This window comes from Anaerocolumna sp. AGMB13020 (genome assembly GCF_033100115.1).
Taxonomy (GTDB): domain Bacteria; phylum Bacillota; class Clostridia; order Lachnospirales; family Lachnospiraceae; genus Anaerocolumna.
This window is the reverse complement of sequence record NZ_CP136910.1, coordinates 3,785,001-3,806,159: the sequence shown is the minus strand read 5'-3', so window position 1 is coordinate 3,806,159 and position 21,159 is coordinate 3,785,001. Positions and strand designations below refer to the sequence as shown.

Below are 21,159 nucleotides of genomic sequence, written 5' to 3'. Positions count from 1 at the left end.
TTCTTACCATTATTCATGACTGCAACTATTGGATAGTATACCATATTTTCTCAATGTTGTCATGTATAACAGATTATTGTTATATTTATTGCCATAATTACCTTTCTGTATTCTTTTCTCAGTGTTCCTTTCTGCTTAAATTATTTGGTTTCTCTTTTTTTCCCTGGTACAATCTGATTATTAATGATTTATTTTATATTCTTTTCCTAACGAAAAGATGCATACCAACCTTTCCTTCAGCTGGTATGCATCTTCTTATTTTTTATATCCTTTGATTCTTAGCTTATTTTTTGAAATCTATCTTGATATTGCCTACACCGCCGTCAATATCCAGGGAATTGTCTGCTGTTGCATTGTTCCAAGACAACTCACCATATTTGTTTCCGTCGATATAAATACTACCAATACCAGGGTTTACCTTTATATTGTAATCATCGGTAGAACCGGTCAGACTAAGATCGATCTCTCCAACCCCTGCATTGACAATGTTTTTACCGGATAAGGTTCCTTCAATATCAATATTTCCGACTCCGGCATCTATGTCTGTACCCTCTGCCGTTACATCCGTTAAATTAATCTCACCAACACCACCATTTACCTGCAAATCCTTGGCGTATATGTTATAGCCTCTTATATTTCCCACTCCGGCATCTATATCAAGTTCTTCACAGTTTAATTCTTCAATCTTGATATTTCCGGCACCGGCATCGATTTTAACATTTCTGCCTTCATAGCCTTCCGGAAGATACACTGTGATTCGGGTCTTTTTATGGGATTTAACACCCCAGTTAAAAATGTTCCAGAAATCTGATTTTGTACTGATTTTCAGTTCGTTACCGGATACGATCTTTGCTTCAAAATCACTGGCAACGTCTACGGCAGTCACACGGATATTACTATCAGTACCTTTTACGATGGAGAGTTCTCCTACTCCATTTTCAATGTAAAGGTTTTTGACACTTTCAAATTCTTTATCAAAGTCAGCAGTTTCTCCATTGGACATTTCAACTTTACTGTTCCTGTCTGTGACTGCACCAATCACGCCGGTCAGAGCCAGTAAGCCGCTTACTATACCGGTTATGATCATGACCGCCAGGAATATGGCAAATGCCATTGCAGCATATTTAATTATTTTTTGTAATTCACTCATTTAATGTCAATCCCTCCAAACATACAGGTAGAGTTAATATAGATCGTCGGCTGTGACTCATTAAAGGTTTTACTCGCTTTGTTGCTCACTCCTCCAAAGATCGGAACGTTAGATACCTTAACATTTACATTGGAAGGTACTGTTATATCAATTCCACCAAAAGCAGTTGTTGCGTTTATTACGATATCCTCTTCAATGATAGCATCTCTTAAGTCCAGCTCTACTCCGCCAAATATGGCATTGATACTGGTTCCCATAAATTTCTCACCACGCACGTGATACTCATTTCCAGCAAATATGGCAGAATGCTGATTAGAGCCTCCCTGAAACTTTACATTTCGGAATTCATCTCTTTTACCGCGTAATGTATTCTTAAAAATAATACTAAGTCCGATTAATACAAAAACAATAGGTACGATTAGTTTTCCAACTACATCAAAATCCAGGATATCCTGCTGTCCCAGTAAGAGCAGCAAACCGATTATAAGCCCTACTGCATTTCCGGTTCCGATACCGTTCTGAAAGATACTTACGGCACAAGGGATAATAATAAACAATGTCCACCAGCCTGAAAAGAACAGGTTAAAATCCCATAATCCCATTGCATCTCCACCAAAACCAACTCCAAGTATAATAAAAATAAGCCCCCATATAAAATTCGATGGTGTTATCTTCATAATCAAATCCTCCTTCATTCATTCTGCAGCTTTTGCTGCATCGTGCAACTTTTCTGTGCAACATCTATGGTATTATCATACTGAAAAACCCAGGAACACTCAAGTTACATTTGTCATATGTTTTGAGTGGCATCTGTAATAATCTTTTTTTAGCATTTTACGGGATTATAACAATAACAGGAATCTCTGTATAAGTTCTGTTAATCTAGTTGACTTTGCAATTAATCTTAGTTAGAATTTACATAGATTTAAAGGTAATATAAGTTGACTTATTTTCTTTGCAAACTATAATATAAGCTTCAATGTGGTCTGCTTTTTTTATACGTTGAAGAAAATACGAATTATCAGCTTATAAAATAGAAAGAGGACGCCATGTATCATATCATTATCAATCCAAGCTCATGTACCGGTAAAGGGATACATACCTGGCATCGGATAAAAGGAGAGCTGGACAGACAATCCGTTCCTTATAAAAGTTATTTAACAACACATTTCGGCCATGGCCGCCAATTGGCCGAACAAATATGTCAAGCCAGCACAGAACCTGTCAAACTTATAATCGTCGGAGGCGACGGTACTATAAATGAAGTAATTAACGGCATACCTGACTTGGATAAAGTGAATATAGGCTATATCCCAGCCGGTTCCAGCAATGACCTGGGCAGAAGTTTAGGCTTATCAAAGGATCCGCTCCTCAATCTTAATAACATCCTTCAGTGCAGACAGGTACGTCTTATGGATGTCGGAGTCATAACAGGTTCGGATAAGAAAGAGACCAGATTTTTGATAAGTTCAGGTGCCGGTTATGATGCATCCGTGTGCCAGGAAGCCTTAAAAAGTTCCTTAAAAACTTTTCTGAATCATTTAAAACTTGGGAAGTTAACATACATACTGTTAGCAATAAAACAGATATTTGCAAAACCTTTTATGAACGGAGAGGTCTCTGCCGATGGAGGAGCTTTTACCGAATATCACCGGATACTGCTGATTACCACTATGATTCAAAAATATGAGGGCGGAGGTATGAAAATGGCCCCGGACGCAGACCCTAATGACGGACTACTCTCTATTTGCATGGTCCACGGCCTCTCAAAGCTGCTAATATTCTTCCTGCTGCCCACCCTGTTATTTGGTAAACATACCCGCTTTAAAGGTGTTGAAACCTTTCATTGCCGGGAGTTAGCAGTCAGGCTGTCACGCCCAGAGGTAATTCATGTAGACGGGGAATGCCCCGGCGATATGAAGGAATATAAAATAATATGTCAACATAATGAATTGCAACTTTTACAGTAATATATCAATTGAACTTAATAAGCCCCTGAAAGATTTCAAATTATCAAGGTTATCTTAATGTAAGGGCTATTAAGATCAACTTATATAACAATAGGTTCTTATAAACATACGAAAGCAGAAAGAAGGTGCCTGATATGCCTAAAAGTACATCACATACCACTACCGCCGTTATTCTATTCAGTATACTTACCATTGTTCTTGAATTTGCAGCTTATTACTTTTTCAAACACTCACCTGCTACCTTTATTATTACCGGTTTGATGGCTCTAATCATCACCCATGTGGTTTTATCACTTAGCTATCAATTTGAGGCGTGTTTTAGCTATCAGCTCCTCCATGTATTGATTTGGGGAATTGTTTTATTTCTTCTTCATACAGGTAATGGTTCCGACTTTATTACCTTTTCCCCCCTGCTGTTCCTCTTTCCTGCCATTCATTGGGGAATATGCGTCCTTTATTGTATCTTTCGAAATTTAATGGATGAAAGTACCCGCTTTACCAACTTTAGAGGCTACTTTATTGGAAGCAGTATTGTATTCCTTCTTTTATATTCCGTTTTTCTTTGCTTCTGGCTTTTCCTTAACAATACTGACAGCAGTTACCAGTCTGACTTAAAAGCCGTAAATTTTGTGCCCTTCCTCACTCTTGCGGGGTTTATTACTGATTTTTTGGACAAGGAACTTACCCTTTCCCAGATTTTCTCCTTCCTGGCAGACAAAATCCTGGTATATCTTCCTTATGGGTTTTTTATTGTTCTGACAGCAAGACGAAACACCAGGCTTGTCCGTTTTGCCTTACTGTTATTATTTCCTGTAGCGGCAGAAATTCTTCAGCGTGTACTGCTGCTTGGAAAAGGGGATCTTGAGGATGTATTGTATGGACTGCTGGGAGGTTTAGCAGGAGGGCTTTGCTATCATCTGCTTAACAGAATCTATGACGATCATAAAGGGGAAATTTTTCTGGAGAACCACCGCCGACGTTCCTATAGCAGCTCTCTGCGTTTCTGATCATTCAATTTTATAATCCATGGCTTTGCCAGAATTTCAACATAACCTCTTTGATTTCATCTTTTTTAACCACCTGATAAGGGAACCATTCTCTTGGAAACAATTCCTGATAACGGTTGTCCAGAAAACGTTCCTCCAATAACAGGATTGCTCCCTTATCCTCCGTGGTTCTGATGACCCTGCCTGCAGACTGAAGCACTTTATTCATTCCCTGATACAGATATGCATATTCAAATCCGCTGTTTTTCGTCTCCTGGTAATATTTTCGGAACAGCTCCTTCTCACCGCTTACCATGGGAAGTCCCGCGCCTACAATCACCGCACCGATTAAACGGTCATGCTTCAGATCGATCCCTTCACTGAATACACCTCCCATAACACAAAAGGCGATTCTGGAAATGTCCGGATTCAGACTAAAATCATTTAAGAAGGTTTCCTTTTCTTCTTCTGTCATAGAGGTTCCTTGTACTATTACATTATCAAGAATACCTTTGGAAAGCTCCTCCACCTGAAACAGCATCTGATAAGACGGGAAAAAGACCATATAATTCCCCTGCCTGCTATCCGTAAAGTCTTTGATATATTGAATTATCTTAAGATATTCCTTTTCATTTCGTCTTGTATATTTTGTACTGACATCCATTCCCACAGCAACCAGCCGGTTCTCCATCTGAAAAGGTGACGGCGCGTATACGGCATAATCCTCTTCCCTTCCGCCCAGCTGTTCTTTATAATACCTGATAGGAAGAAAAGTAGCAGAAAAAAACACTGCACTTCTTACTTTGTCAAGCCTTACACTTAGATTGTCGGAAGGATCCAGACATAACAGCTTTATGCGAAAGTCCCCCTGCTCATTATAATCGGTATAAGTAATATACTTTTCATTATAGACATCATATATATTTATGAAATGACGGATGTTCATATAAGTCAGGAGCACTTCCTCCTTTCCGTCAAATTCTTTATGTTCTGCAAGAAAGTCCTCATATTTGCTCATAAGATGCATCAGATGTATTACAAAATCAGATATGTTTTCCCATTCTTTCAAATCATCGCATTCCCGCTTAAGCTTCAATAAATCACTGTTGCAGGTATCAAGTGCCTTTTCCAGTGCCTTATCTTTTCCTTTTATAAGTCTTTTAACCTGAAGAAATTCTTCTTTGTAAAGCTGGGCGCTATACATTTCTCTGGCTCTGTCCACCAGGTTATGGGCTTCATCTATGAGAATGATATAATCATTCTTTTTATCGTTCTGAAAAAAGCGTTTCAGATATACATTGGGATCAAATACATAATTATAATCACAGATAATCATATCTGACCAGGTGGTTGTATCTAAACTCATTTCAAAAGGGCATACCTGATGCTTTTCGGCATAATGAAGCAGCTTTTCCCTTGATATATCATCCTCAGAGACCAGCATATCATAAACTGCGTCATTTACTCTGTCGAAATGTCCTTTGGCTCTGGGACAACTAACCGGATTACAGTCTGCTTTATCAAATATACAGATCTTATCCTTGGCAGTTATGGTGACAGCCTTTAATAAGAGCCCCTTCTCTGTCAACAGCTGTTTCGTCTCTTCTGCAACGGTTCTGGTTATGGTCTTCGCCGTCAGATAAAACAGCTTCTGCCCCAACCCCTCTCCCATTGCTTTTATGGCAGGAAATACAGTAGATATGGTCTTACCCACACCGGTAGGTGCTTCTATAAAGAGTCTCTTACTTCGAAGGAGGGTCACATATACGTCTGATACCAACTTCTTTTGTCCATCTCTATAAGTAAATGGAAACTCCAATTCCTTGATGCTGTCATTTCTTTTATGATTCCACTTAATCTGCCAATAAGCCCATTTAATGTATTCACCTGTGAGTTTCTCGAACCAGGCACTTAATTCTGTAAAAACAATGGTCTCTTTAAAGTATTTCTTCTCCTCGGTATCCAGATTACAGTAAGTCATGCATATGCCGATGCTCTCCAAACTGTTCTGCTGAGCATAGATATAGGCATAACACATAGCCTGTGCCCGATGAACGGATATCGGCTCTTCCAGATAGCTTAAGTCTATATACATCCCTTTTATCTCATCTATTACGATTTCAGACTCTTCTTTTAGAATACCGTCTGCCCGCCCTTCGACAACAAGCTGGAAAGAGATTTCTTCCAGGCTTATATCAAGAGTTATACTAAGGGGTACTTCTGCAGTATAGTTGCTTCCCATCTGTTTTTGTATTTTCCGGTGAATCCTGCTTCCCTCCTGCATGGCTTCTGCTTCTTTTCTTCCGCCGGTCCGGTTATCCAGATCCCCTGAACGCATAATAAATTCCACAAGGTTTCTGACTGATATTTTAATGGTTTCTACCGTATTACTCATTTATACCTCTCAATCCACACCTGACAGTTAAAGTTTAAACTATAAAATACGAAAAGCATCTTCTTAAATAAATCTGCAAAGATGCTTTTTAAGGTAGGTTTATTCATTTGGGCTATCAGTTGACAGAGATATTGTATCTCTGGCGGCCTCGCGAATTAGAAGTATTCTGTATAGTCCTCTTCATCATCATCTCCGTAAAGACCTGTTGTATAGCCTTTTGTCCAATTTATATTACCGGTTCTTCTTTTTTTCATGGAGGGTTTATTCTGTTTTTCATTCTCCATTTCCTGATTCTTTCTCTCCAGGACCTTTTTTTCCTTTTCAAGGCGTTTGGAAGTCTCTAGCTTATCCGGCTGAGGTTCTTTCTCTTTGTTTTGAGAATCCCTTCCTTTTACATCTCCGCGTTGGTGTTTAGTCTTCCCAAACCTTTTCTCATTTTCTTCCTCCTCGTCCTTGTTAAAACCGTACCCAGGACGAGAATTTTCTCTGCTGTAGGGTCTGTAAGTTCTTTTGGCATTATTGAATTTTCCGTCATCTTTTCCTCTAAAGGAATTATCGGAACTTCTGGACTGGTTCGTATTCCTGGGCGCATCTGAGGTTCTGCCTGTCGTATTCTCACGATTTGAATTCCCGAAAGATTTTGTGGTATTATTATTCCGGTTTCCCTGATATCCTGTACCCGGAGCTCTCTGTTCCTTTGCCCCATTGCTGTTCCAGTTTGAATTCATAGGTCTGCGCTCACTGGTGCCGTTTCCTGAAAAACTTCGTTGATTTCTTTTGTCGGCACCTCTATTAGTACTTGTATCCCTGCCTGTGATCTTCTGATCGTACCTGTTATTATTTTGATTATCTGACGGTCTGCTGCTGCCCTTAGCATTGGTCACTTTAGAACTCTCTCCTCTCCCTCACCCAAAAACCGCAAACGCCCTTATTGCAAGCCTGTTTGCGGGTAGTTTACTCCAGCCAAATCTATTGTCTATTTTATTCTATTTTAATATATTGTCAATATCTTTTAAGAAAAATATATCTATATTTTTACTGAACTTTACCTTGCAATTTAACAGGTTATCTGTTAAAGTCAAAGTGTAATGCAAAGGAGCCAGATGTGAATAAACGCGGAGCATTTTCCACACCCTGAATTAAGGCTAAGATCTTGTATTAATATTTTATGCCATAATAGAACTGGCATATCGAAAGAGAGGTATTTTAAATGAGCGAACACGTACACGGCCATGATTGCGGCTGCGGACATGATCATGACCATGAGCATGAGCATATGAATGTAACTTTAACACTTGATGACGGCAGTGAATTAGAATGTGAAGTTCTTTGTATATTCCCTGTTGGAGAAAAGGATTATATCGCACTTGTACCTGCTGACAATGATGATGAAGAAGAAGGCGAGATCTTCCTGTATCAGTTCATTGAGCATGATAACGATGAGATAGAACTTATCAACATTGAAAATGATGAAGAGTTCGAAGCTGTTTCAGAAGCCTTTGATGAGTTAATGGACAGCGAAGAATTCGACGAAATGTTCGATGATGAAGAGGACGAAGAAGAGTAAATTACAGCCGCTACAGGAATAAGCAATCCTGCAGCGGCTTTTTTAGTTCTGATACTACTTGAGCAAATACAATTAATACCAATACCTGCAATTTACATTGATGTAAGACAGCGTGAGAAAGAGCTGCTTCAGCAGCAAATATGCTTTAGTTACCTGAACACTACCGCATTAACCCAAATTGAGGTTTCCCCTTAACCAGAGACAGTAAGGCATTCTTTATAAAGCTGCATTTCATATTTCTTACTTAAGCTTTCTCCAAATCTGAACGTATGGATAATAATCTGTTTTGTATACAGTAATCCAAATTCATGGTTTTGGTAACCGCTTTTTCTTCAAAGTGTATGCTGATCTTTCCGGCATCTCTGGCTGTAATCTGACCTTTACCATAGGTTTTATGCTCAACGAGGGTTCCTGGCGTAAGCGTATCACGGTCAAGGAGCATTTCACCTACAAATCTGGATATCGTGAGTTCCTTGTTATATCTTTCTTTAGAGGAATATATATGAAGATAATCCATTGCTCTGGTAGCCGCCACATAAAAAAGTCTTCTCTCCTCTTCCATGTCTGCTTCTAATACTGCTTTACGGTAGGGTGTAATGCTTTCATTGGCATCTATGATAAATACTACTTTATATTCAAGCCCCTTGGAACTATGCATGGTTGCAAGTGTTACCATATCGGTATTATTTTCTCTGGCTTCCCTGGCTTTTACCTTAAGTTCTTCTTTATACTCTTCCATATGATGAAACCAGCTGTCAAAGGTATCATAATTCTTTGCACTCTCTGCCAATTCATCTAATATTTCAATTAATTCTTCGGACTTAAGATTTCTTAGCCTGGCATAATCAGCAGTGAATTCCTCATACCCCACACCCCGTCTGATATAAGTAACTGCTCCATAAGGATTCATATTCCGGATCAGATTCAAATCATACTCAAGCTTATCGATACGGTCTAACATCCAGTCTTTATCCCCGTAGAACTTACGAAGCATCAGGAAATCTATCTGCTGCTCCTTCATACATTCTCTGCTTATATAACGGTTCGGCCTGTTTGCAATCTGCAAAAAATGCCTTCGCTCCAGTTCTCCTGCTGCCAACTTGATATAAGCGATAATATCCTGAGCTATCCAGTGTTCATAAAGATTTGGTATTCTGTCCCTCATGTGAAAAGGGATATTGTATTCCATCATTTTCTCAACCAGGGCCCTTGGTTGAATATTCGTTCGGAACAATACGGCAATCTGAGAATAGGGAATACCCTCTTGATTGTATTTCAAGATTTCCCCTACCACTGAAAGATTCTGCGTTTTTAAGTTCTCAAAGGAGCGGATAGCCACCTCTCCGCCTTTTCCCGTAGCGGATTTGATTTCCTTCTCATACCTTTTGTTATTATTCTTTATCAGTGCCGAGGCACATTGAACAATCTTACTGCCGCAGCGGTAATTATATCTTAACTCTATTCTCCGGCAAGCAGGGTAATCTTTTTCAAAGTTAAGCATTATCTCGGGTTTTGCACCACGGAAACGATAGATAGCCTGGTCATCATCCCCAACGATAAATAAATTGCTTAATTGCCCCGCCAGAAGTCTGATTACATCGTATTGAACTTTATTAATGTCCTGGAATTCATCAATTAAGATATATTGGTATTTATTCTGCCACAATGTTAGAATGTCCGGTCTCTGCGTTAATAGCTCTAAACATAACACCAGCATATCATCGAAATCTATGAGATTGGAAGCTGCCAGTTTACTCTCATATGCCTGGTAGATCTTCTTAAAATTATCTTCAGAACAGTTTACAGAATAATAATGTTCCAGATTCAGCCTCTCACCTTTCACCAGGCTGATTTCTGAGAGGATCTCTTCTGAGAATTCCTTCTCATCCGGTGCCTCAAGAGACATGTTATGTATGATTTCCTTTATAAAGCCATAGCGCTGTTCCTCTCTGATAATATTAGAGGCATTATAGCCGTAGGCATACTTAAGTATGGTAAAGAATACAGAGTGGAAGGTTCCAAAAGATATACCCGGCGTCTTATGCCCGGTGAGTTTAAAGAACCTTTCCTTCATTTCCTCTGCTGCTGCTTTTGTAAAGGTAATAACCAGAATATTGGCCGGATTCACTCCATAATGCTCAATTAGCTCCTGTACCCTTCTGGTTATTACCAGTGTTTTACCGGAACCGGGCCCTGCAAGTACCATCATGGGCCCGGTATAGTGTCTGATTGCCGCAAGCTGCGACTGATTTATTTCCATAGGCTTAACCCTGTCTTAATTTCTCAATACCGATACGGATTCTTCTTAAGCTCTCCTCTTTACCAAGGATTTCAGCAATCTCGTAGGCACCTCCCGGCGTAGACTGCTTGCCGGATACTGCAGTACGAAGAGGCCATAGACCCGTTCCGTTCTTAATGCCTTTTTCTGCAATATAAGCCATAATCGTCTTCTCAATGGTTTCGATCTTGAACTCCTCCAGCGCCTCTAAAAGCGGCAGCTGCTCTGTTAAAACATTCAGCGCGATTTCTGTATCCGTCTTCATCTTCTTATGGGTATACATAGCTACGTCATAATCCGGAAGCTCATCAAAGAAATCAATCATATCCTTTGCATCCAGAAGTGTCTCGATACGTGTCTTAACCAATTCGGCAATCTTCTTCAGGTCATAATCCTTTTTCACGACTTCCCTGATATGCGGAAGAATAAGCTCGTAATATTTCTCAATCTCCATCTTTTTAATATACTCACCATTCATCCATCTTAATTTGCCCATGTCAAATACAGCGGGTGACTTGTTGATATGCGTATAATCAAATTCCTTGATCAGTTCATCTAAAGTAAATAGCTCCTCATTGGTACCAGAGCTCCATCCAAGAAGTGCTATAAAGTTAACAATTGCTTCCGTTACAAAACCCTGCTCTAATAAATCTTCAAATGAAGAATGTCCGCTTCTCTTGGAGAGCTTTTTATGCTCCTCATTTGTAATCAGAGGGCAATGAACATATACCGGCTCTTCCCAGCCAAATGCATTGTAGAGTCTTGTGTATTTCGGTGTTGAAGACAGATATTCATTTCCTCTTACTACATGTGTAATGTTCATCAGGTGATCATCGATTACATTAGCAAAGTTATAAGTAGGGTAACCATCTGATTTCATAAGGATCATATCATCCAGCTCTGCATTCTCAACAGTAATCTCACCGTAAATTGCATCAGTAAATGAAGTTGTTCCCTCCACAGGCGTGTTCTGACGAATAACATAAGGTATACCTGCTGACAGGTTGGCTTCTATCTCTTCTTTGCTTAGGTGTAAGCAATGTTTGTCATATTTGATGATTTCTTTATCCTCTGTCTCGGAAACCACACTTTTCAAGGTACTTAAGCGCTCTTTGGTACAAAAGCAGTAATAAGCCTCCCCTTTATCAATTAACTCTTTTGCATATTTTAAATAGATTCCGCTGGCTTGTCTCTCACTCTGTACATAAGGACCGCAGCCGCCATCCTTATCCGGTCCTTCATCATGTATGAGGCCTGTTTTATTTAAAGTATTATATATAATCTCCGTTGCACCTTCTACAAAACGCTCCTGATCTGTATCTTCAATACGAAGAAGAAAATCGCCTCCTTCATGTTTGGCAATAAGATACTCGTAAAGGGCCGTTCTTAAATTTCCCACGTGCATTCTTCCGGTGGGGCTGGGTGCAAATCTGGTTCTTACTTTATTCATATAGTTTCCTTCCTTTTCCTTACCTTTTAAACGGTTGTCCGTTTATACGTATTTTGACTTATTCTTCGTCTGATAATCGATACCTGACAATATCCGCCCATAAAAGGCACATTGTAATGTTAAATATAAAACATGATTCTGCCCCTGTCAATACGATTCCTGGCTTTTTCGTACTGTTTATTACAATTCTTCCATGTCTTTCTAAGAATAGGTTCTTATCCGAGAGGCTTATAACGCTAGTGTTTTCATCTGCCTGTTACTCAATCCTGTAACGCTGCTTCACATATGCCAGGAGTTCCAAGCCATAAACAATGTAAAATATCATACTACTGATAAATTAAGTATAATATAATACCTTGAAATACATAAGCTTCCGTTATATGATTCTATAAAAGAGAGTGTCCTTTTATTTAGATTAAACTCCTTTAAACTTAAGAATCGAGGTGTATAGAATATGTATCAAGCAAATGAAAAACGTTATGAGACCATGGTATACAATCGCTGCGGTAACAGCGGTCTTAAACTTCCTGCCTTTTCCCTTGGATTATGGCATAATTTTGGTTCCGTTAACGTATACGATAATATGGTCAGCCTGGTAACAACTGCTTTTGATAATGGTATTACTCATTTTGACCTTGCAAATAATTATGGTCCGGTTCCAGGTTCTGCGGAAGAAAACTTCGGAAAGATTCTAAAAAATGAATTAAAGCCTTATCGTGATGAAATCTTAATCTCCTCCAAAGCCGGTTATTATATGTGGCCGGGTCCTTATGGTGACTGGGGCAGCAGAAAATATCTCATCTCCAGCCTTGACCAGAGCCTTAAAAGACTGGGAGTGGACTATGTAGATATATTCTACCACCATAGACCGGATCCCAACACTCCACTTGAGGAGACAATGATGGCACTTGACCATATTGTACGTTCCGGCAAAGCCCTCTATGTGGGTGTATCCAATTATAATGGTGAGCAGACAGACAAAGCTGTCAGGATCTTAAAAGAGCTTGGAACCCCTCTTCTGATTCATCAGCCCAATTACAGTATGTTCAATCGCTGGGTTGAAGAGGATTTATCACCGGTACTTGATGAGCACGGTGTAGGAAGCATTGCTTTCTGTCCCTTAGCACAAGGTCTTCTTACCAACAAATATCTTGGCAGTATCCCAAAGGATTCCAGAGCAGCTGACCCCAATAGTCCTTTCCTAAAGGAAGATTCTGTGACAGAAGATAAGATTAATAAGGTAAGGCAACTGGATCTTATAGCAAAAGAGCGCGGACAGAGTATGGCCCAGATGGCTCTTGCCTGGGTACTCAGAAGAGGTAAGATTACTACTGCTTTAATCGGAGCCAGCAAAGCATCTCAGATTGTAGAAAATGTAGGTACATTAAAGAATCTTTCTTTTACAGATGAAGAATTGAAGAAGATTGATGATATCTTAGGAAATTAATACAAGAACACAGAACTATAACTCCAAGAACCGCTCAATGGACTTCTGTAAAATATCCTGAAATACCTGGGGTATCAGTCAGTGAAGAGATAGCCGTTGAGCGGTTTTATTATTACCAGATTTACAAACAGAAACAGGGGATATAAATTATTTAAAATACTTTACAATGGAGCTTCCCAAAAGAATTTATTATTTAAAACCCTTCGATATCCCACTAGAACTATACCTTTAAATTTAACCTCTAATATTCCTTTATCTTTTATTACCTAGGCAAAAAAACAAGGCAGACAGAGCCATACTTAGGGATTTACTAAAAACTGCTGCATATAGCTGTTGACATCAAATCCTGATGCCTCTAACTGCTGCAGCCCTGCGCTAAAATAAAATACTAACAATATAAGAGAAACAGCAAATACAATTAAACTCGCCCGTGCCCAGTTCTTTTTACTTTCAGGAGCTTTACCGCCAAACCCCCAATATACCAGCATAATTATGTATGCTACTATTCCGATAATCGGAATAAATGGAAGCAACATTGATCCAAGCCAATTGGGCATAGACAAAGGCTTCTCTCCATCTTTTGCTTCCGCTTTAGCTGTGCTGTTCATTATGCTCTTATCATATTCCTGGCTCCCTGTTACAGGACCTGATACAAAATCATCTGCTCTCCCTTCTTTTAGAGAAGTTCCGCAGTAAAAGCAAAAATTTGAATTCTCATTATCTATCGTTCTGCCACAGGATTTACATATCATAATATCACCCTTTCTCTCACCAGTTATAAAAATTCCTCGATTTTTATATATGTGAGCTTGACTGCAATTATATCATAGGAAGATCGAAAACAAAAGCTCATTATTAGGATTGGAATTTTATTTCCATTATGTTACTATTAAATAAATCGTCTTTCGTTGTTTACATATATAAAGCTTTCTATATCCATTTTTCTGTATTGGCTTTTTTATATCTGAACTCAATAAAACGAACGTAATATATAAATTAAATCTAACCAGACCAATGATTATTTTATGTAAAAGGGGTTATAAAATGTCAGAATTACAACAGAAAGTTAATTCTATAAAAGTAAATATTGAGAAAGTGATTGTCGGTAAAAGTAATGTTATTGATCTGATTCTAACGGCTCTCCTGGCCAACGGACATGTATTGCTGGAGGACGTTCCCGGTACAGGTAAGACAGTATTAGCCAAATCTCTGGCAAAATCTCTTAAAGCAGATTTCAAAAGAATTCAGTTTACACCGGATCTTCTTCCATCAGACATTACAGGTATCAACTATTACAATCAAAAGCAAGGTGATTTTGTGTTCAGAGAAGGACCAGTATTAACGAATATCCTGCTGGCAGATGAAATCAACAGAGCCACCCCCAGAACACAGTCCAGCTTATTAGAGTGTATGGAGGAAAGGCAGATTACCCTTGATGGTGTTACCCATCTCTTGCAGAAACCCTTCCTGGTAATTGCCACTCAGAATCCAGTTGAAACTGCAGGTACCTTTCCGTTACCGGAAGCTCAGTTAGATCGTTTTCTTATGCAACTTTCCATGGGTTTTCCAACCCTGACCGAGGAAATAGCATTACTGAACCGCTTTATGAATGCTTCTCCTCTCGAGAATCTCTTACCCGTATGTACAAAAGAAGAACTGCTTTCCTTACAGGAAGAAATCAAAAAGGTTTACGTTCACCCGTCTTTAATGGAATATATAATTGACCTGGTTCAACGAACCAGAAATCATAAAGACATTGCACTAGGGGTAAGCCCCAGAGGCAGTCTTTCCTTCTTAAGAGCCATACAGGCTTATAGTGCTCTAAAGGGATTCGATTATGCCATTCCTGAATATATACAGTATCTTGCTCCTTTTGTCCTCTCACATCGTCTGGTATTAAAGACTTCCTTCCAAAGAATTGAGGCCGCCAGAGAACTGCTGACAGGTATTATAGATACTGTTCCTGTTCCTACGGAAGATTTTAAAGGGAGGTAATGTTATGGAGCTGGTTGCCGCCGCTATAGCTGCTTATCTCATCTATATACTCCAGAAATACCTTTACCGTAAATTCTGGGATAAAAATCTTTCTGTAGAGCTTCACTTATCAAAGGACACGGTTGTAGTCGGCGAAGAGCTTACACTGGTAGAAACTATAACGAATCGCAAGCTTTTGCCTCTTCCTTTGCTAAAGGTCAAATTTAGGACCTCCAGGTACTTTGCCTTTCCAGATTTGGAAAATGCTAATATTACTGATAACTATTACCGAAGTGATATCCTCTCCCTTATGATGTATCAAAGACTGACCAGGCAGCTACCCTTTCAGGTTAAGCACCGCGGTTACTTCATTGTTGATCGCGCGGATGTTATTTGCTCTAATTTATTCATATCCACTGAAATGGTAAAGAACTGGTCCCAGAATATCTCCCTGTATGTATATCCAAAACTTCTTGATGTACCAGACCTGGATGCTTTGTTTAAGAATCTGCTTGGAATGGTATTAACAAAACGTTTTACCAATGAGGACCCTTTTGAATTCAGAGGTATCCGAGAATATCAGCCTTATGATGCACTAAAATCCATCAACTGGAAGGCTTCCTCAAAGACTGGTGATTTACAGGTAAATGCATATAACTACACCTCTTCCTTTCAGGTAAAGATATTGTTGAATCTGGAACAGGGAACCACCTTAAGACAAGAAGGCCTGGAAGAAGAAAGCATCTCTCTGGCCGCGAGTCTTTCCATGAGATTTCTGGCTCAGGGTATCCCTGTTTCCTTTCATACCAATTGTCTTACTATAAGAGGTGAAGCTTGTGAAATCATAAAACCGGGCTCAGGAATACATCACATGGATGCGATTAATAAGGTGCTGAGCCTGCTGGATACAAATAAAAAATCCTTTCCTTTTGTAGATTATATGGAAAACGAATGTCTTACCGGAACAAATGATTACGCTATCTTTATTTCAACATATCAGAAAGAAGATTACCAATCCTTATTATGTAGAATGGCCGCCGCAAAAATTGATTTTCATTGGATTTTTCCTAAAAATAATGATATTACTGCTATAATCTTTGATGAACTAAAAGCCAATACCATCATCTGGTCCCAAATTTAAACTGTGTAGATTGTAATTACCTTTAAAACTATGTTAATTTTTATTTTAATTTTGCTCATAAGCTACTCATACTTTTAAACTATACACGCTACTGCAATACTTTTATTTCTTTACCGTCTATTAATTTACATAGCTATTGTTTTGTATACTATATTTATAGAACCATAGACATACTGTAGAATGGAGCAGCAGATGAATAATCGAATATATCACGTTGTAATTGACATTTTTAACCATATGATGTCTTTTATGGCTGTTTATGCCATTATGGGTACGATATTACTTTTTTTCCAAATGTCAAACCTTTGGATATTAGCCTTAATCCCATTTACCGGGCTATTATTGTCCTATATCATAAGAAATAGACTAAAGCATATTTGGTCCTTCCTCCTTATACATCTTACTCTTATAGCGACAGTGTTTTGGGTTAGCCCATCACTGCTTACCAAAATATTATTTTCAGTTTATATACTATTTGTAACTATATTTGGATTGGTTCAAAGATTAAAAGAAGAAAATTTGCGCAGAAAAAATAGTAGTCCCTCACTACTACTTGTATTTCTTTCATTAATCATCATAAACACACAGTTAGAGCTTATCTATTTAAATACTTTTTTATTTCAAATGACATTGTTCTTTATTGTTCTTTATTTTATAAACAGTTATCTGATTAATTTTGAGCAATACTTCAACCTGCAGCAGGAAACAAGTAATGTACCTTTTCGCCAGATTAAAGCAGCCAATCATACCTTTATCCTATTCTTTCTAGGTGTTGTGATAATCTCTATGATAAGCTTTACCAGCCTGCCTCTGGGAAATGTCATTTCTCTTCTTAAAAATGGGGTTCTCTCCTTCCTTCGATGGATATTTTCCTTTATTGGCAATTCTGATAATAATATGTTACCACAAAATGAGGAGAAACCAGACTTTGCGTTAGAGAATTACGAGTTTAAGGAACCTCCTGCAGCGGTGTCACCACTGATGGAATATATACAAAAAATACTCACAGTACTTCTCGCTTTCGTAACCATAGCCGCTTTACTAGCGCTTCTGTCTTATGCTGTATACAGGCTATATCAGGCTTTCTATCGGGGTAAAAGGGATCTCTTACGGGATAATACGGAATTCATATCCCCTTTTGATAAAAAAGAAAAGCTTAAAGGAAATGGTTTTCATGCCCGTAAAAAGAGTTTTTTCCTTCTTGGGAATCAGACTTATAGTGATAAAATAAGAAAAGCTTTTTGCAGAGCTGTTGTATCAAATAATAAAGAATCCTCTATGCCTGTTGTTTCAGCAACTCCTTTGGAATTAGCAGAATATATTCTTAAACAAAAGAATTTAGAGGAGGATAGCAAAAAAAGTAATGCTGAAACCATCGCTTACTATTATGAGAAAGCAAGGTATGCTAAAGCTGAATGCGATAAAGAGGATCTTATTCATATTAAAAAGCTTATTCATAAGAGCAGATGAAACGTCACATACTTTGTAATTTTAAATCTGGCTTGGATTATTATCACTAATTTTCATATATTCAACTGATACTATATTGCTTCATAAATTTATTATAATGAATTCACTTTCATGTGTTCACTTTAATAAATTTACTTTCATGACTTCACGTTAATGAATTTACTTTATTGAATTTACTTTATTGAATTTACTTTATTGAATTCACTTTATTGAGTTCAAGTTAATGAAATCAATTTAATGAATTTTACGAATAAATCTACCTCAATGAATTACTATGAATAAATTTTTAAGAGTCATCGATATTCTTGTTAAATGTACGTACTTATTATTTATTTTTACAGTCCTGCCGATTATACTTGTTTATATAACATCTCAGATTGTGGATCAATGTATTTTATTTCAATATTTTTGTGGATAAATAAATAAAAATCCTCAACTTTTTATTACATAAGTGGCTAACTCAATTCTTATCTTTACTTTATTTATAAGAACGTTAATCAACTGTTTTTTCCATACATTTTATATATCTTATATTTAAACTAATCATTTTTTAATTTTTACTTTAAGAAATATTTATAACAGAAACATAATCCTGAGCAAATAAAAACGACTTGTGTGTTTATAAAACATTAAACCACAAGTCGTTCTTCTATTTATAAGGCCTTCACAGTCTTTCATTCGATTTGTATCTTCAAAACTACACACTTTTTTGATTTCATCTAATCTTTAGGTCAAGCCCTCGACCTATTAGTATTAGTCAGCTGCATGCATTACTGCACTTCCACCTCTAACCTATCCACCTGATCGTCTTTCAGGGGTCTTACTGCATTCGCATGGGATATCTTATCTTAAGGGGGGCTTCACGCTTAGATGCCTTCAGCGTTTATCCCGTCCCGACTTGGCTACTCGGCCATGCACTTGGCAGTGCAACCGATACACCAGAGGTCAGTCCAACCCGGTCCTCTCGTACTAAGGTCAGCTCCTCTCAAATATCCTACGCCCGCGCCGGATAGGGACCGAACTGTCTCACGACGTTCTGAACCCAGCTCGCGTACCGCTTTAATGGGCGAACAGCCCAACCCTTGGGACCTAATACAGCCCCAGGATGCGATGAGCCGACATCGAGGTGCCAAACCACTCCGTCGATGTGAACTCTTGGGAGTGATAAGCCTGTTATCCCCAGGGTAGCTTTTATCCGTTGAGCGATGGCAATCCCACTTTATACCACCGGATCACTAAGTCCTACTTTCGTACCTGCTCCACCCGTCGGTGTCGCAGTCAAGCCCTCTTATGCCTTTGCACTCTGCGGATGGTTTCCGTCCATCCTGAGAGGACCTTTGAGCGCCTCCGATACCCTTTCGGAGGCGACCGCCCCAGTCAAACTCCCCACCTGACATTGTCCACTGCCCGGATCACGGGCACATGTTAGAAACCCAGTACTGCAAGGGTGGTATCCCAACAACGGCTCTGCGGCAACCGGAGTCACCGCTTCATAGCCTCCCACCTATCCTGTGCATGCAATACCGAATCCCAGTATCAAGCTAGAGTAAAGCTCCATGGGGTCTTTCCGTCCTGGCGCAGGTAACCAGCATCTTCACTGGTATTTCAATTTCACCGGGTGCATTGTCGAGACAGTGCCCAAATCATTACGCCTTTCGTGCGGGTCGGAACTTACCCGACAAGGAATTTCGCTACCTTAGGACCGTTATAGTTACGGCCGCCGTTTACTGGGGCTTAAGTTCAACGCTTCGGATTGCTCCTAACATCTCCCCTTAACCTTCCAGCACCGGGCAGGCGTCAGCCCATATACTTCACCTTACGGTTTTGCATAGACCTGTGTTTTTGCTAAACAGTTGCTTGGGCCAATTCTCTGCGGCCTGTATTTCTACAGGCACCCCTTCTCCCGAAGTTACGGGGTCATTTTGCCGAGTTCCTTAACAATGCTTCTCCCGTCGGCCTTAGGATTCTCTCCTCATCCACCTGTGTCGGTTTACGGTACGGGCTTATAAAAAACAATAGCGGCTTTTCTTGGCAGTGCCTCCATCAGCTTCCCTACTTATATTTCGGTCCACATCACGTCTTCCCATTGTGAAACGGATTTTCCTGCTCCACTGGTACCTCGCTTGTACCGGGTATTCCTCACCCGGCTCTGACTTTGTCTCTGCGTCCCCACAGTTCTGTTTTTATAAGGTACAGGAATTTCAACCTGTTGTCCATCGACTACGTCTTTCGACCTCGCCTTAGGTCCCGACTTACCCAGAGCAGATCAGCTTTACTCTGGAAACCTTAGATATTCGGCCTGAAAGATTCTCACTTTCATCTCGCTACTCATTCCGGCATTCTCTCTTCTTATCCCTCCACGACTCCTTACGGTATCGCTTCGTCGGTATTAAGAATGCTCCTCTACCACAGTAGTATTCACTACTATCCACAGCTTCGGTGTCGTGTTTTAGCCCCGGACATTTTCGGCGCAGGACCTCTCGACTAGTGAGCTATTACGCACTCTTTTAATGTGTGGCTGCTTCTAAGCCAACATCCTAGTTGTTTTCGAAATCCCACATCCTTTTCCACTTAACACGCACTTTGGGACCTTAGCTGGTGGTCTGGGCTTTTTCCCTTTTGACTACCCAACTTATCTCGTGTAGTCTGACTCCTGGTCATCATCTATATGGCATTCGGAGTTTGATAATCTTCGGTAAGCTTTGACGCCCCCTAGGATATTCAGTGCTCTACCTCCATTAGACTAAACCAAGGCTAGCCCTAAAGCTATTTCGAGGAGAACCAGCTATCTCCGGGTTCGATTGGAATTTCTCCCCTACCCACACCTCATCACCACCCTTTTCAACGGATGTGTGTTCGGTCCTCCACCGCCTTTTACGGCAGCTTCAACCTGGACATGGGTAGATCACCCGGTTTCGGGTCTACTCCGATTGACTATATTCGCCCTATTCAGACTTGGTTTCCCTTCGGCTCCGAACCTTTAGTTCTTAACCTTGCCAATCGACGTAACTCGCCGGACCGTTCTACAAAAAGTACGCGGTTCACCTGTAAATAGGTGTTCCACAGCTTGTAAACACAGGGTTTCAGGTTCTCTTTCACTCCCCTCCCGGGGTTCTTTTCACCTTTCCTTCACAGTACTATGCACTATCGGTCACTAAGTAGTATTTAGCCTTGGGGGGTGGTCCCCCCTAATTCCCACAAGGTTTCTCGTGTCTCGTGGTACTTCGGATCCCGCTCGCTGACTTCCGGTTTCGCATACGAGGCTTTCACTCTCTTTGGCTGGCTTTCCCAAAACCATTCTGCTACCTTTCATCTCACTTGTTGCGGTCCA

At 39.6% G+C, this 21,159-nt stretch carries 14 protein-coding genes and 1 rRNA gene (1 of these 15 cut by a window edge); 7 read left to right on the top strand and 8 right to left on the bottom strand.

The genetic code is table 11. The annotated features are described in order from the left end of the window. Window positions 1–283: 283 nt before the first annotated feature. Window positions 284–1,150: a DUF4097 family beta strand repeat-containing protein gene (locus R2R35_RS15765; protein WP_317730786.1), complete on the bottom strand. Its 867-nt coding sequence runs from the start codon at window positions 1,148–1,150 to the stop codon at window positions 284–286. Further along, window positions 1,147–1,827 carry a LiaF transmembrane domain-containing protein gene (locus R2R35_RS15760; protein WP_317730785.1) on the bottom strand — a complete coding sequence of 227 codons (681 nt, stop codon included), beginning with the start codon at window positions 1,825–1,827 and terminating at the stop codon, window positions 1,147–1,149. The genes R2R35_RS15765 and R2R35_RS15760 overlap by 4 nt, the downstream gene beginning before the upstream one ends. Before the next feature lie 372 nt (window positions 1,828–2,199). Here R2R35_RS15760 and R2R35_RS15755 point away from each other — a divergent pair, with 372 nt between their 5' ends. Together R2R35_RS15755 and R2R35_RS15750 are read left to right on the top strand one after the other, a co-directional pair. Beyond that, window positions 2,200–3,120, top strand: coding sequence for a diacylglycerol/lipid kinase family protein (locus R2R35_RS15755; protein WP_317730784.1), 921 nt, complete (start codon window positions 2,200–2,202; stop codon window positions 3,118–3,120). 134 nt (window positions 3,121–3,254) lie between these two features. Next, window positions 3,255–4,127 (top strand): VanZ family protein, encoded by an 873-nt coding sequence (locus R2R35_RS15750; RefSeq protein WP_317730782.1) that lies wholly within the window; start codon window positions 3,255–3,257, stop codon window positions 4,125–4,127. A 10-nt stretch (window positions 4,128–4,137) separates the two neighbouring features. Here the strand turns inward: R2R35_RS15750 and R2R35_RS15745 are convergent, their stop codons facing one another. Both R2R35_RS15745 and R2R35_RS15740 read right to left on the bottom strand, forming a co-directional pair. Continuing rightward, window positions 4,138–6,501: an ATP-dependent DNA helicase gene (locus R2R35_RS15745; protein ID WP_317730781.1), complete on the bottom strand. Its 2,364-nt coding sequence runs from the start codon at window positions 6,499–6,501 to the stop codon at window positions 4,138–4,140. 155 nt (window positions 6,502–6,656) lie between these two features. Further along, a complete protein-coding gene (locus R2R35_RS15740) occupies window positions 6,657–7,385 on the bottom strand; it encodes a hypothetical protein (protein WP_317730780.1) in 729 nt (242 codons plus the stop codon). A gap of 326 nt (window positions 7,386–7,711) precedes the next feature. Between R2R35_RS15740 and R2R35_RS15735 the strand changes: the two genes are divergently transcribed. Beyond that, complete coding sequence (locus R2R35_RS15735) at window positions 7,712–8,068, top strand: DUF1292 domain-containing protein (protein ID WP_317730779.1); 357 nt, start codon at window positions 7,712–7,714, stop codon at window positions 8,066–8,068. A 244-nt stretch (window positions 8,069–8,312) separates the two neighbouring features. On the opposite strand, the gene R2R35_RS15730 is transcribed toward R2R35_RS15735, so the two are convergent. Continuing rightward, window positions 8,313–10,328, bottom strand: coding sequence for an ATP-dependent helicase (locus R2R35_RS15730; protein WP_317730778.1), 2,016 nt, complete (start codon window positions 10,326–10,328; stop codon window positions 8,313–8,315). A 4-nt stretch (window positions 10,329–10,332) separates the two neighbouring features. Further along, window positions 10,333–11,796, bottom strand: coding sequence for a glutamate--tRNA ligase (gltX, locus tag R2R35_RS15725; protein WP_317730777.1), 1,464 nt, complete (start codon window positions 11,794–11,796; stop codon window positions 10,333–10,335). 454 nt (window positions 11,797–12,250) lie between these two features. On the opposite strand from gltX, the gene mgrA reads away from it, so the two are divergent. After that, window positions 12,251–13,243, top strand: a complete 993-nt coding sequence (mgrA, locus tag R2R35_RS15720) for an L-glyceraldehyde 3-phosphate reductase (protein WP_317730776.1) — start codon at window positions 12,251–12,253, stop codon at window positions 13,241–13,243. A 299-nt stretch (window positions 13,244–13,542) separates the two neighbouring features. On the opposite strand, the gene R2R35_RS15715 is transcribed toward mgrA, so the two are convergent. After that, window positions 13,543–13,995 (bottom strand): zinc ribbon domain-containing protein, encoded by a 453-nt coding sequence (locus tag R2R35_RS15715; RefSeq protein WP_317730775.1) that lies wholly within the window; start codon window positions 13,993–13,995, stop codon window positions 13,543–13,545. Window positions 13,996–14,287: 292 nt separating this feature from the next. Between R2R35_RS15715 and R2R35_RS15710 the strand changes: the two genes are divergently transcribed. From R2R35_RS15710 to R2R35_RS15700, 3 genes are all read left to right on the top strand, one after another. Further along, a complete protein-coding gene (locus tag R2R35_RS15710; protein ID WP_317730774.1) occupies window positions 14,288–15,238 on the top strand; it encodes an AAA family ATPase in 951 nt (316 codons plus the stop codon). Between the two features lie 4 nt (window positions 15,239–15,242). Continuing rightward, a complete protein-coding gene (locus R2R35_RS15705; protein ID WP_317730773.1) occupies window positions 15,243–16,358 on the top strand; it encodes a DUF58 domain-containing protein in 1,116 nt (371 codons plus the stop codon). 519 nt (window positions 16,359–16,877) lie between these two features. Beyond that, window positions 16,878–17,828, top strand: a complete 951-nt coding sequence (locus R2R35_RS15700) for a hypothetical protein (protein ID WP_317730772.1) — start codon at window positions 16,878–16,880, stop codon at window positions 17,826–17,828. A gap of 727 nt (window positions 17,829–18,555) precedes the next feature. Here the strand turns inward: R2R35_RS15700 and R2R35_RS15695 are convergent. Next, a 23S ribosomal RNA gene (locus tag R2R35_RS15695) occupies window positions 18,556–21,159 on the bottom strand; it runs 297 nt beyond the window's last position.